The organism is Pseudomonas sp. AM14(2022) (assembly GCF_036346455.1).
Lineage (GTDB): Bacteria > Pseudomonadota > Gammaproteobacteria > Pseudomonadales > Pseudomonadaceae > Aquipseudomonas > Aquipseudomonas putida_A.
In genome coordinates, this window is the sequence record NZ_JAOTNY010000007.1 from 308,357 (window position 1) to 321,733 (window position 13,377).

The following is a 13,377-nucleotide window of genomic DNA, read 5'->3' on the forward strand; positions in this document are numbered from 1 at the left end:
TTTAGGTGCAGATCCACCGTTGGGCCAGCGCCACAGTGGATGGCATCGATGATTACAAATCCGCAACAGAGGATTTTTCCTGACTGTCACGTCAGCGGCGTAGAATGCGGCGCCGTGCATCAACACCTGTGGACGCTTTGCCTGTGAATTCTGTTACTGATCAACCTCTCGCTGCCTCACTCACCCGCCCCGCGCGAATTCGCCTGGAGTTCAGGAACCTGCTCGCCCTGGCCTTGCCGATCATCATCGCGCAACTGGCGACTACCGCGATGGGCTTCGTCGATGCGGTGATGGCCGGCCGCGTCGGGCCGAAAGATCTGGCGGCGGTAGCGCTGGGCAACTCGATCTGGGTCCCGGTGTTTCTGCTGATGACCGGCACCCTGCTGGCCACCACGCCGAAAGTCGCCCAGCGTTTTGGCGCTGACACCCACAGTGAAATCGGCCCGATCGTGCGTCAGGCGCTGTGGCTGGCGCTGGTGGTGGGCCTGATCGCGACAGCGATGCTGGTCGCCGCCGAACCGGTGCTGCATCTGATGAAGGTCGATCCCGAGCTGATCGGCCCGTGCATGCAATACCTGCACGGCATTGCCAGCGGTCTGCCAGCGGTGGCGTTCTATCACGTGCTGCGCTGCACCAGTGACGGCATCGGCCGCACTCGCCCGGCGATGGTGCTGGGGCTGTGCGGTCTGGCGCTGAACATTCCGCTGAACTACATCTTCATCTATGGTCACTTCGGCGTGCCGGCCATGGGCGGCGTGGGTTGCGGTTGGGCCACGGCAATCGTGATGTGGGTCATGGCGCTGGGGCTGGCCGGTTACGAGCGCTGGGCGCCGGCCTATCGTTCAAGTGAAATCTTCAGCCGCTTCGACTGGCCACAATGGGCGGTGATCAAGCGTCTGCTGGCAATCGGTCTGCCAATTGGCATCGCCGTTTTTGCCGAGTCGAGCATCTTTGCGGTGATCGCCCTGCTGATCGGCAGCCTCGGCGCCACCGTGGTGGCCGGGCATCAGATCGCGCTGAACGTCAGCTCGCTGGTGTTCATGATTCCGTATTCGCTGGGCATGGCGGTGACCGTACGTGTCGGCCAGGCCTTGGGCCGTGAGGAGCCGCGTGAAGCACGCTTTGCCGCCGGTGTCGGCATGGGCACTGCGTTGGCTTACGCCTGTATTTCGGCGAGCATGATGCTGTTGCTGCGCGAGCCGATTGCGTCGATCTATACGGCTGATCCGACGGTGATCCACATCGCGGCGATGCTGATTGTGTACTCGGCGCTGTTCCAGTTTTCCGACGCAATCCAGGTCACCGCCGCTGGCGCTCTGCGCGGCTATCAGGACACCCGGGTGACGATGATCCTGACCCTGTTCGCCTACTGGGGCATCGGCCTGCCGGTGGGCTACGCCCTTGGCCTGACCGACTGGCTCGGCGAACCGCGTGGCCCGAGCGGCTTGTGGCAGGGTTTGATCGTCGGTTTGAGCTGCGCGGCACTCATGCTGTCGATCCGCCTGACCCGCAGTGCGCGCAAGCGTATCCGTATGAGTCGCAGCGCCGGCTGAAGCCCTTACGCAGGACAAAAATGTGGGAGCGGGCTTGCTCGCGAAAGCGGTGTTTCAGTCGACATCTTCAGTGACTGACACACCGCCTTCGCGAGCAAGCCCGCTCCCACATTGGTATTTGCGTTTGCCTGAGGGTCAGGCTTGTTTTTTGCGGATCCAGTACAGATAAGTACCGGCCTCTTCGTGCTGGCCCACCAGTTCATGGTCGAGAAACACGCAGAACTTGGGAATGTCGCGACGGGTAGAGGGATCGGTGGCAATCACCTTGAGCAGGCCGCCAGGTACCAGGTCACGGATGTGCTGGTGCAGCATCATCACCGGCTCCGGGCAATTGAGACCGGTGGCGTCGAGGGTGCCGTCTACCGGGGTATCGATCATTTCACTCATGATTCACTCCTGAAACTGGCCGGCATTGTCGCGCATTGCCGGGGGCTCAGTCATCTGTGGTGTTACGCCACACCCCTGTAGGAGCTGCCGCAGGCTGCGATCTTTTGACGTTGATTTAAGATCAAAAGATCGCAGCCTGCGGCAGCTCCTACAGGGATCTACGGTGTTAGCGGGATTTGGTTTTCTTGATGTCATGCCGACGCAGGTGGCAGGTCACTTCCTCGCGGTCGTGATACAGCTGCTTGCAGCCAATATCGACCTTGATCCCACGCGCCTTGAAGCCATCGGCGATGCGTTCGAGCAAGCGCTTCACTTCGGCATAGCGCTGCTTCATCGGCAACTTGAGATTAACTACCGCTTCGCGGCAATGGCCCTCGCCGATCCACTCTTCAAGCATCGCCGCGTTACGCGCCGGCTTCTCGACGATGTCGCAGACCATCCAGTCCACCGGTTGCTTGGGCTTGAAGGTGAAACCGTCGGCCATCAAGTGCTGCACCAGCCCGGTGTCCATCAGGCTTTCAGCCATCGGGCCGTTGTCGATGGCAGTCACCAGCATGCCGCGGTTGACCAGTTGCCAGGTCCAGCCACCCGGTGCGGCGCCGAGGTCGACACCGGTCATGTCGCTGTGCAGGCGCTCGTCCCACTGATCACGCGGGATGAAGTGGTGCCAGGCCTCCTCCAGTTTCAACGTCGAACGGCTGGGTGCCTCGCGCGGAAACTTCAGGCGCGGAATGCCCATCGGCCACATCGCCGAGTTGCCGGCATCCGCCATGCCGAGGAACACTTCGCGACCACTTTTGAAGGTCAGCAGCAGGCGCGGTTTGCTCGCGTCGTCCACCAGTTTACCGGCACCGGTCAGCGCCTTGCGCAGCGGGCCTTCGAATTTCTTGCAGAAGTTCGACAGCTCTTTACCGTCGTTGGTGTCGACCACTTCCAGCCACAGGCTGCCGCAGACCGGGAAGTCCGCCATGTGCTCGAGGATCACGCTGATACGGTCGGTTTCCGGCAGATTGATGAAGACGCCGCGCGCCCATTGCCGCGGGAAAATCAGCTCGGCGAAGCGTTGGCCGCGCATCAGGCGCTCGGCACCGTCTGCTTCGGTGCAGACAAACTCGGCGTACGCGGTGGCCGGTTTGGCCTTGGCGTAGCCGGCTACGTTGAGTTGGGCGGCGAGGTCGGAAATCTCCGAACAGACTTCGCCTTCGAAGCCTGGCCGGCAATGCATGAATAGGGTGTTCATTCTTACTCCTGAGCAGAGGGCGGACATTCGGCCCCTGCACGCTGCTCAAGCCTTGCGGTGAAGCAAAGCCTGTCACGAAAACCGGCGCATGATAGCCGATGTCGGAACCTTGGACTTGCCCATAGAGTCCAGTTATTAGCCAGCTACTGAAAACAGGGCTACGTTGATAGCTCTGCCCGTCCCCTCAATCCGTAGCCGTGCGGATTCAAAGGAGTGATCGTAATGCCGTCCCTCGATAGTCTGAAGACCCTTAAAACTCTACAAATCGACGATAAGACCTACCACTATTTCAGCCTGCCCGATGCCGCCAAGAGCCTTGGCAATATCGACCAGCTACCGATGTCGCTGAAAGTCCTGCTGGAAAACCTGCTGCGCTGGGAAGATGAAAAAACTGTCACTGGCGCCGACCTCAAGGCCATCGCTGCCTGGCTCAAGGAGCGCCGCTCCGACCGGGAAATCCAGTACCGCCCGGCTCGGGTATTGATGCAAGATTTTACCGGTGTACCTGCGGTGGTGGATCTCGCCGCGATGCGCGCCGCCATGGCCAAGGCCGGCGGTGATCCGCAGCGAATCAACCCGCTGTCGCCGGTGGATCTGGTGATCGACCACTCGGTGATGGTCGACAAATTCGCCACCCCGAGCGCCTTCGAACAGAACGTCGACATAGAGATGCAGCGCAACGGCGAGCGTTATGCGTTTCTGCGCTGGGGCCAGAGCGCCTTCGATAATTTCAGCGTGGTGCCACCGGGCACCGGGATCTGCCACCAGGTCAACCTCGAATACCTCGGGCGCACGGTGTGGACCAAGGATGAGGACGGCCGCACCTACGCCTTCCCCGACACCCTGGTCGGCACCGACTCCCACACCACCATGATCAACGGCCTCGGCGTACTCGGCTGGGGCGTCGGCGGGATCGAGGCGGAAGCGGCGATGCTCGGCCAACCGGTATCGATGCTGATTCCGGAAGTGATCGGTTTCAAACTCACCGGCAAACTCAAGGAAGGCATCACCGCCACCGACCTGGTGCTGACCGTCACGCAGATGCTGCGCAAGAAAGGTGTGGTCGGCAAATTCGTCGAATTCTACGGTGACGGTCTCGCCGATCTGCCACTGGCCGACCGCGCGACCATCGCCAACATGGCCCCGGAATACGGCGCGACCTGCGGTTTCTTCCCGGTCGATGACGTAACCCTCGAATACCTGCGCTTGTCTGGTCGCCCTGCCGAAGTGGTGAAACTGGTCGAGGCCTACACCAAGGCTCAGGGCCTCTGGCGCCTGCCCGGCCAGGAACCGGTGTTCACCGACAGCCTGGCGCTGGACATGGGCAGCGTCGAAGCCAGCCTGGCCGGGCCAAAGCGCCCGCAGGATCGGGTTTCGCTGCCGAACGTGGCGCAGGCCTTCAGTGACTTCATGGACCTGCAATTCAAGCCCACCAGCAAGGAAGAAGGTCGCCTGGAAAGCGAGGGTGGTGGTGGCGTGGCCGTGGGCAACGCCGATCTGATCGGCGAAACCGAGTACGAATACGAAGGCCACACCTACCGCCTGAAAAACGGCGCAGTGGTGATCGCCGCGATCACCTCGTGCACCAACACCTCGAACCCGAGCGTGATGATGGCGGCCGGTCTGCTGGCGAAAAAAGCCGTGGAGAAAGGCCTGACCCGCAAGCCGTGGGTGAAGAGTTCGCTGGCACCCGGCTCGAAAGTGGTCACCGACTACTACAAGGCTGCGGGGCTAACGCAATACCTTGATCAACTCGGGTTCTCGCTGGTCGGTTATGGCTGCACCACCTGTATCGGCAACTCCGGGCCGTTGCCGGAGCCGATCGAAAAAGCCATTCAGAAAGCCGACCTCACCGTGGCGTCGGTGCTCTCCGGCAACCGCAACTTCGAAGGCCGGGTGCATCCGCTGGTGAAAACCAACTGGCTGGCCTCGCCACCGCTGGTGGTCGCCTACGCCTTGGCCGGCAGCGTGCGCACCGACATCAGCACTGAACCGCTGGGTAATGACCAGCAAGGCAATCCGGTTTACCTGCGCGACATCTGGCCGAGCAGCAAGGAAATCGCCGAGGCGGTGAATCAGGTGAACACCGCGATGTTCCACAAGGAATACGCCGAAGTGTTTGCCGGCGACGAGCAATGGCAAGCGATCCAGGTGCCGCAGGCCGCCACCTATGTGTGGCAGGACGATTCGACCTACATCCAGCATCCACCGTTCTTCGACGACATTTCCGGACCTTTGCCGGTGATCACCGACGTCAAGGGCGCGCGGGTTCTGGCGCTGTTGGGCGATTCGGTAACCACTGACCACATCTCCCCTGCCGGTAACATCAAAGCTGACAGTCCGGCCGGGCGCTATCTGCGCGAAAAAGGCGTGGAGCCGCGGGACTTCAACTCCTATGGCTCACGGCGTGGCAACCACGAAGTGATGATGCGCGGCACATTCGCCAACATCCGCATTCGTAACGAGATGCTCGGCGGCGAAGAAGGTGGCAACACAATCTACATCCCGAGCGGCGAGAAAATGCCGATTTATGATGCCGCCATGCTGTATCAGGCCTCGGGCACGCCGCTGGTGGTGATCGCCGGTCAGGAATACGGTACCGGCTCCAGCCGTGACTGGGCGGCCAAAGGCACCAACCTGCTGGGCGTCAAAGCGGTGATCGCTGAAAGCTTCGAGCGTATCCACCGTTCCAACCTGGTGGGCATGGGCGTGTTGCCGCTGCAGTTCAAGCTCGATCAGAACCGCAAGAGCCTGAACCTCACCGGCAAGGAAACCCTGGATATTCAGGGCCTGACCGGTGTCGAGCTGACGCCGCGCATGAACCTGACGCTGGTGATCACCCGTGAAGACGGGCGCCAAGAGAAAATCGAGGTGCTGTGCCGCATCGATACATTGAATGAGGTGGAGTACTTCAAGTCCGGCGGGATTCTGCACTACGTGTTGCGGCAGCTGATCGCCTCTTGATTGCTTGATTCCTGTGGTGAGGGGATTCATCCCCGATGGACTGCGCAGCAGGCCCTTTTTTGGGTCGCTTCGCTACCCATCGGGGATAAATCCCCTCGCTACAGATGCTCGACACAAGCACTTTTCTGCAGGCGAAAAAAAACCCGCCGAAGCGGGTTTTTCCCAAGACCATTATCGACTCCCTGTCGGCAGCGATCCTTGCTATGGTCGATCATCCGTGATCCTGAAACACTCCCTGTGTCTCAGTTGATGGGTGTAGATTACGCGGTGGATCCAATCGGCAATAGTCGCAAAAGCTACCACCGCGTGTAAGACATTCGCTATACCAGCCCTTCCGAAAACCCTTAGCCCTCTCAGTCATCCAGCAGGCAAGCGGCGATTTGCGCGACCTGCAGCTGTTCGGCAGCCTGTGGCTGCGCATCGTCCTCCAGGAACCAGGCGGCCGACAATCCGGCAAACGCCAGCACCCATTGCAGCAAGCGTCGGCGATCAAGCCCGGACGCCTCGACGATCACCTCGACCTGCCGGCGCAATCGCTGTGAATCGCCAGCCGTCGGCAAGTCCGGGTTGCAGATCAGGTTGGCGTAGTCATAACCGCGCTCGCCGCGTACTCGTTTGGGATCAATAGCGAGCCAGCCGTGTGCAGCGAAATCGAGAACATTGTCGTGGTGCATGTCACCGTGCAGCACCACCACGTCCTGCGGATCTGCGAGCAAAGCTTCAGCCGCTTGCAGGCTCAGGGCATAGGTCCCGCCATGTTCGGCCGCGGCCACGCGCAGCGAGGCGAACCACGGTGCCAGCTCCACCAGCGGCGGTGGCGGCGTCGGGCGCGGCGCATGCAAGCGCGCTAGTATCGTGCACATGATCTGCGTGGCTTCGTCGTCTTCACCGTTGAGCGCCATGTGCATCAACGAACGCCGGCCCATAGCCCGTTCCAGCAACAAACCTTCCTCGTGATGGGCCAGCACCCGCGCTGCGCCCTCACCGTCCCACCAAGTCATCAGTCGATTGCCGAATTGCTCGTCGGTATCCAGCGCAACCTTGAGCATGGCCGGCGTGTCGCCAAAACGCACCGGCAACAGACGGCTCCCGGGGGTGATGACCGGCTCACCGTCCGTTACCAGCGCCCAGCGTTGCAACCAGGGTTCGAAGATTGCGCAGTCAGTCACCATCACGCTCGCGGGTCTTGGCGCTTTCGGCGAGAAACTGTTCAAGTCGACTCAGCTGTTCCTCCCAGCCACGGCTGTCCATGTAATACGCCTCCTTCTGCCGCCCATCGGGGATGTGCGCGAAGCCGGACTCAGACACTTTGAGCAAAGTGCCGCCCTCGTAATCCTGCAGCTCGAACTTGACCAGCGTCGTCGGCTCCTGTGAATAGTCGATCTTTGGATTGACCGCGTACGGGTGCCAGCGAAACGAAAACAACTGCTGTGGCTCGACACGCTCGACGAGCACGTTCCACAACACGTGTTCATAACCTGGATACGTGACCTGCCCTTGCGTCCATTCCCCGGCAATGAACCGCCTGCCCTCCAGCGCTACACCAAACCACTGGCCAAACGCCTCGGCATCAACCAATGCGCGCCAGACATAAGAACGCGATGCCTTGAGCATGATTTTGCGTTCGAAACTATTGGGTACCGGTTTCATAAGTCACCTCCTGTTTTGAACAGTAGGCTTGTATGACCACATGTCCAACCTGAAGTTGTATCAAAGAGCTGCACCTGTTCAGTCCAAAGGAAACATTCGGCGGCATTTCCGATCGTTGAATAAGTGAATGACTGACGCAACCCTCCCGCTGAACCTGTTACCTTTTCCAGCGAAATGGAAACAAACAAGGACGAAGCATGCAGCCATCTCTATCCGAACGTTATCGCGGCGCTCTGCTCGGTCTCGCTTGCGGCGACGCCGTCGGCACCACGGTGGAGTTCAAGCCACGAGGCTCATTCCAGCCGCTGACGGACATGGTCGGCGGTGGCCCCTTTCACTTGAAGCCCGGGCAATGGACGGATGACACCTCGATGGCGCTGTGCCTGGCGGAGAGTCTTCTGAGCAAAAACACATTCGATGCGGCGGACCAGATGGGACGCTATCTGAACTGGTGGCGGTGGGGATATCTCAGCTCGACGGGGGATTGTTTCGATATTGGAATGACCGTCAGTCAGGCACTGTCGCAGTATCAGCAAACCGGTCAGCCCTTTGCCGGGTCAACCGACCCGTTTACCGCCGGCAACGGCTCGCTCATGCGTTTGGCGCCGGTGGTGCTGTTTTTCTTCCCTGACGTCCAGCAGATTCGCCAGTTCGCCAGCGACAGTTCGCGGACAACCCACGCGGCCCCTGAAGCCATCGAATGCTGTCAATTGTTTGCCGAACTGATCGCCAACGCGCTGTTCGGTACCTGCAAAAACGAACTGTGCAGGCTGCCGCGCTCAGCTTTCACTGAGCCTAAAGTTGCCGCGATTGCTCGGGGAGATTATCTGGCCAAATCAGTCAATGATATCCGTGGCAGCGGCTACAGCGTTGAGTCGTTGGAAGCCGCGCTGTGGTGTTTTCATCACACCGACAGTTTTACAGCGGCGATTCTGCAAGCCGCCAACCTCGGCGATGATGCTGACACCACTGCCGCGATCGTCGGTCAATTGGCCGGGGCCTATTATGGCGTTCGGGCGATTCCTGCTCACTGGCTGGAAATACTTCATGACGGCGAGGAGATTGCAGCCACAGCGGATCGCCTGCTCGAAGCCTCCCGACTGCGCGTTCCTGAATAGAAGCACCATAGCCGCTAAACTGCTCTGCACCTTCATCCGACACAGTGAGATTAACCATGCTCCCACGCCTGCTCCTGGCCCTGACACCCGTCCTGTTCACGCCTCTCGCCCACGCCGCCGTCGACTGCGCCAACGCCAGCGATCAGGCCACCATGAACCAGTGCGCCGGGCAGGAATTCAAGGCAGCGGACAAGGAGCTGAACGCGGTGTATCAGCAGATCACCGGTCGTTTGAAGGACAACGCCGACGCCAAAAAGCTGCTGGTGAGCGCGCAGCGGGCGTGGATCGGCTTTCGTGATGCCGAATGCAAGTTTTCCGCGTCCGGTGTGGACGGCGGGAGTGTTTATCCATTGATTTACAGCAATTGCCTGACCGAGGTGACCAAGGTGCGGGTCGAGGCGCTGAAGCAGTATTTGAAGTGTCAGGAAGGTGACATGAGTTGCCCGGTGCCAGGGGCCTGATGTAGCAGGGGTTTCAGTCTCGCCGACAGGGTTGTTGATTCCCACACTTGGAGCACCTGTCGGCGCGCTGGCCAGCCTACCGACTACCCACACTATTGCGAGCGACCATGCGGAGCCGGATCAGAAGAGGATGCTCAAGCAACAAAATCAAAATTAATTATTGTTATTAGATAATTTATCATCGAGAATTCGCTACCAAATTGTAGCAACCAGGAATTTTCATGAGTACTCACATCAACGGATTGGCGCTGCAGCGCATGCATTGGATCGGGCTGCTGGCAGCAATTCTCGTCTGGGTTCTGGGGGTAACGGAGGTCGGCGGCAACGCAACGATCTGGTTCTTCAAAAAGGATGAAATGCTGGCGGGCCTGCTCTATGCCTTTGCTGAGGGCTCGCCGCAATTGCTTGACCCGTTTGTCGAAGGTGCACTGCTTGATCCCGACACCTGGCTGTCATCAACGGTCACGGCGCTGATCGTCTTTCTGGATTTCCTGCCCGTGGTCCTGTCGGCTTACGCGTTATGGCTGACCGGTTTGTTCTTTCTGCGCTTGTCGCGCGGCGAAACCTGGACCGACCGCAACATCAGGGTCCTCTGGCGAGTAGGCGTGCTCTGCATCGTTTCTCCGGCGACCTATCCGTTAATAGAGACCTTGCAAGGTCTGGCGTTGTCGATAGATCTGCCGCCGGGGGATCGGATTTTCCAGTTCTCGATCGGCATGTCTTCCGCATCTGCCTACGAAATAATCAAAGGCGTATTACTCTGTATTTTTTCAATTATCATGCGTGACGCAAAAGTACTCAGCGATGAGCAAAGCCAATACATATAGAACAATATAATGACCATTATTGTCCGCCTTGACGTAGTCATGGCCACGCAAAAAATTCGTTCAAAAGAGTTAGCCGCCCTGCTCGGGATCACCGAGGCGAATCTGTCATTGCTAAAAAACGGCAAAGTCAAAGGCGTGAAGATGGCAACTCTGGACAAGCTCTGCGCCGCGCTCGATTGCCAGCCGGGCGATCTGCTGGAATACCAGAAAGACTAAGCCCGCTGGTGGCGGTTTATTTATCGCCCCCTCATCCGTTTAACTTTTATTCAATCCTTAGTTGCAAGGCGTCTTTGTCATGTCCCGTTATTTGTTCTGCGTCCTATTAATGCTGACCGCGTTGCTTGGCGGCTGCGCCACGCAAATAGACGTAGCACTCAACGCAATACCTGATCCGGACTATCCGTTCGATCGAAAGGCAACCGTGCTGGTGACCTCGGCCAACGGCGCCGATGAGAACGCACTGAATGCCCGCTACTATCTTCGCGACATGGTCAACGCACTGAAAGACAGAGGCTTTCAGGAGGTTTATACCGACGCCAGCCTGCCCAGGAATCACGCGCCGATCGAAATGACCGTCACTCTCGATATCGGCAGCCGGCAAGTGTCTTATCGCTATACCGCCACCGACTATGGGCAAGTTCCAACCAGCACTACGACCGTGTGCAAGAACGCCAAGAAGAAAGATGACCGACTGACCTGTACCAGTAAGCCCAATACGACCTATGGCCCGGTGGGAACGTCAGAGCGTATCGGCTACACCACCCTCAGTACCTTCACTGTCACCGCCCGGGATGAAGCGAGTAAGCGCACGGTGTATCTGCTGCGGGCGTCGTCTTATAACGAGGACTGTCAGGCCGCCAAGGTCGAAGCGTTTCTGGTCGAGCAGGGCCTGCAGAATTTGAACTTCCAGGATCGCATGCAACGCAACTACAGCGTCACGATGCCGGAGGGTTACAGTTGCAAGTAGTCAGTTGCCCAAACGTAAGAGCTTCACAGCTCAGCCGGCGAGAGGCGGTGCTGTGAAGCTGACTCGGGTTAGACGTGGGGATCACCCGGCGGCTTGGCCGGTGCCGCGTATTGCGGCTTGAGGTGGCCGTCCTGGTCCAGTAACCAGGCGTCCATGATCTGCCGCACCACAGGGCCGGCCACTCGGCCACCGGCCTCACCGTTTTCGATCATCACCGAGATGGCGATCTTCGGGTGCTCCGCCGGAGCGAAACCAACGAACAAGGCGTTGTCGCGATGACGTTCGAGGGTTTTCTCCCGGTTGTAGCGCTCGCCTTGCTTGATCGCTACCACTTGCGCGGTACCACTCTTACCGGCAATCCGATACTGCGCACCTGCCGCTGCGGCGCGCGCGATACCCCGGGCATCGTGCATCACCATCTGCATCCCGTGGTTGACCTGATCCCAGTCACGCGGGTTTTTAAGCAGGATATTCGGCATCGGATGCTCGTCGACCGGCGCCACACCATCGACCGTCTTCGCCAAGTGCGGACGATTCCATACGCCCTTGTTGGCAATCAGTGCAGTGGCCTGAGCCAGTTGTAGCGGCGTAACCTGCATGTAACCCTGGCCGATACCCAGGATCACCGTTTCCCCCGGGAACCAGGCCTGACGGCGCGTGGCACGCTTCCAGGCCTGAGACGGCATCAAACCGGGCGACTCTTCGAACATGTCCAGCGAGACTTTTTCACCGAGGCCGAACATCGCCATATAGTCGTGCAGACGATCGATGCCGAGCTTGTGTGCCAGATCGTAGAAGTAGGTGTCGTTGGAGCGCATGATTGCCGCGTCCATGTCCACCCAGCCATCGCCACTGTGGTTCCAGTTGCGGTACTTGTGATCGAAATCCGGGAGTTGGTAGTAGCCTGGGTCAAAGACGCGGGTCTGCGGCGTCACGACACCGGCATCGAGGCCGGCGATTGCCACTTCCGGCTTGATGGTCGAGCCCGGCGCATAGAGGCCGCGCAACACACGGTTGAACAGCGGGCGGTCGATGGAATCGCGTAGCGCCGAGTATTCCTTGGAGCTGATGCCAGTGACGAACAGGTTCGGGTCGAAACTCGGATTGCTGACCATGGCCAGCACTTCACCGGTGGACGGGTCGAGAGCCACCACCGAGCCACGTCGGTCGCCCAGTGCGGCTTCGGCAGCCTCCTGCAGTTTGACGTCGAGACTTAGAACGATGTTTTTGCCAGGCACCGGATCGGTGTGCTTGAGCACCCGCAATACTCGGCCCTGGGCGTTGGTCTCAACTTCTTCATAGCCAACGTGACCGTGCAGTTGCGCTTCGTAGAAGCGTTCGATACCGGTTTTTCCGATGGACTGCGTGCCGCGGTACTCTACCGAATCGAGGGTCTTGGATTCTTTTTCGTTGATCCGGCCAACGTAGCCGATCGAATGCGCGAAGTGCGCCCCCAACGGGTAATGCCGAACGAACTGCGGCTCGACATCAAGGCCCGGCAGACGGAACTCGTTAACCGCCAACACGGCGATTTGTTCCTCCGTCAGCTCGTAGAACAGTGTCACCGGGGTGAATGGGTGACGGGACTGCTTCATGGCCTTATCGAAAATCGTACGATCTTCGGCGGGTAAATGTAGCAGATTGATTACCTCATCCAGCTCCTGATTAACATTAGTGGCGCGTTCGCGGGTAATGATCAGGTTGTAACTGGGACGGTTATCAGCGAGCAGCACACCATTGCGATCGTAGATCAGGCCTCTGGTCGGCGGAATCGGCAAGACGTGCACGCGGTTGTTTTCAGAGATGGTCGAGTGGTAGTCGTATTCAACCACCTGCAGGATGTACAGGCGCACCACCAGCGCGCAGCTGATGGCAAATACGAACAGAGCGCAGGCGATCAACCGCTTGTTGACCAGACGCGTCTCTTTTTCGTGATCCTTGATCGGGATGGGTTCAGGCATTTCTACAGCAACTCTTTGACATAAATTGAGTGCCGATCCGTGGGCATGACATCAGTCCGTTAAAAAACGAGCTGCACCATACCAAAAACCGAGTGGTCACTTCAGAAGGATTTTCCCCAATGGCAGTCCCGGCGACGGTTGGAACTCTCGTGCCGTCTGACTCTGGCGAGAGGAGCACTTTCCTGCGGGCAAAACAAAACCCCAACTGCTTTTGCAATTGGGGTTTCGGAATTTAATCTTGACGATGAC

General features: G+C 59.0%; 12 protein-coding genes. 7 read left to right on the forward strand and 5 right to left on the reverse strand.

Annotated features, from left to right (window positions below; all coding sequences use genetic code 11):
- Nucleotides 1–143: 143 nt before the first annotated feature.
- Nucleotides 144–1,553 carry an MATE family efflux transporter gene (locus tag V3W27_RS16675; protein WP_330207091.1) on the forward strand — a complete coding sequence of 470 codons (1,410 nt, stop codon included), beginning with the start codon at nucleotides 144–146 and terminating at the stop codon, nucleotides 1,551–1,553.
- 135 nt (nucleotides 1,554–1,688) lie between these two features.
- Here V3W27_RS16675 and tusA read toward each other — a convergent pair whose 3' ends face one another.
- Complete coding sequence (gene tusA / locus V3W27_RS16680; protein ID WP_003226616.1) at nucleotides 1,689–1,940, reverse strand: sulfurtransferase TusA; 252 nt, start codon at nucleotides 1,938–1,940, stop codon at nucleotides 1,689–1,691.
- 166 nt (nucleotides 1,941–2,106) lie between these two features.
- The gene (rlmM, locus tag V3W27_RS16685) at nucleotides 2,107–3,180 is read right to left on the reverse strand and encodes a 23S rRNA (cytidine(2498)-2'-O)-methyltransferase RlmM (RefSeq protein WP_285373596.1); all 1,074 of its coding nucleotides are present in this window, start codon (nucleotides 3,178–3,180) and stop codon (nucleotides 2,107–2,109) included.
- Between the two features lie 222 nt (nucleotides 3,181–3,402).
- Here rlmM and acnA point away from each other — a divergent pair, with 222 nt between their 5' ends.
- A complete protein-coding gene (acnA, locus tag V3W27_RS16690) occupies nucleotides 3,403–6,144 on the forward strand; it encodes an aconitate hydratase AcnA (RefSeq protein WP_330207092.1) in 2,742 nt (913 codons plus the stop codon).
- 353 nt (nucleotides 6,145–6,497) lie between these two features.
- On the opposite strand, the gene V3W27_RS16695 is transcribed toward acnA, so the two are convergent.
- Together V3W27_RS16695 and V3W27_RS16700 are read right to left on the reverse strand one after the other, a co-directional pair.
- The gene (locus tag V3W27_RS16695) at nucleotides 6,498–7,316 is read right to left on the reverse strand and encodes an aminoglycoside phosphotransferase family protein (RefSeq protein WP_442962659.1); all 819 of its coding nucleotides are present in this window, start codon (nucleotides 7,314–7,316) and stop codon (nucleotides 6,498–6,500) included.
- Nucleotides 7,306–7,794, reverse strand: a complete 489-nt coding sequence (locus tag V3W27_RS16700; RefSeq protein WP_330207094.1) for an SRPBCC family protein — start codon at nucleotides 7,792–7,794, stop codon at nucleotides 7,306–7,308. The genes V3W27_RS16695 and V3W27_RS16700 overlap by 11 nt, the downstream gene beginning before the upstream one ends.
- A 197-nt stretch (nucleotides 7,795–7,991) precedes the next feature.
- Here V3W27_RS16700 and V3W27_RS16705 point away from each other — a divergent pair, with 197 nt between their 5' ends.
- The 5 genes from V3W27_RS16705 (at nucleotide 7,992) to V3W27_RS16725 (ending at nucleotide 11,167) form a co-directional block, all read left to right on the forward strand.
- Nucleotides 7,992–8,912: an ADP-ribosylglycohydrolase family protein gene (locus tag V3W27_RS16705; protein ID WP_183781267.1), complete on the forward strand. Its 921-nt coding sequence runs from the start codon at nucleotides 7,992–7,994 to the stop codon at nucleotides 8,910–8,912.
- Nucleotides 8,913–8,968: 56 nt separating this feature from the next.
- The gene (locus V3W27_RS16710; protein ID WP_123588525.1) at nucleotides 8,969–9,373 is read left to right on the forward strand and encodes a lysozyme inhibitor LprI family protein; all 405 of its coding nucleotides are present in this window, start codon (nucleotides 8,969–8,971) and stop codon (nucleotides 9,371–9,373) included.
- Nucleotides 9,374–9,594: 221 nt separating this feature from the next.
- The gene (locus tag V3W27_RS16715) at nucleotides 9,595–10,200 is read left to right on the forward strand and encodes a DUF2975 domain-containing protein (protein ID WP_095140016.1); all 606 of its coding nucleotides are present in this window, start codon (nucleotides 9,595–9,597) and stop codon (nucleotides 10,198–10,200) included.
- 9 nt (nucleotides 10,201–10,209) lie between these two features.
- Complete coding sequence (locus tag V3W27_RS16720) at nucleotides 10,210–10,416, forward strand: helix-turn-helix domain-containing protein (protein WP_003226632.1); 207 nt, start codon at nucleotides 10,210–10,212, stop codon at nucleotides 10,414–10,416.
- A gap of 79 nt (nucleotides 10,417–10,495) precedes the next feature.
- Nucleotides 10,496–11,167: a hypothetical protein gene (locus V3W27_RS16725; protein WP_330207095.1), complete on the forward strand. Its 672-nt coding sequence runs from the start codon at nucleotides 10,496–10,498 to the stop codon at nucleotides 11,165–11,167.
- A gap of 68 nt (nucleotides 11,168–11,235) precedes the next feature.
- Here V3W27_RS16725 and mrdA read toward each other — a convergent pair whose 3' ends face one another.
- A complete protein-coding gene (mrdA, locus tag V3W27_RS16730) occupies nucleotides 11,236–13,128 on the reverse strand; it encodes a penicillin-binding protein 2 (protein ID WP_330207096.1) in 1,893 nt (630 codons plus the stop codon).
- Between the last annotated feature and the right edge of the window lie 249 nt (nucleotides 13,129–13,377).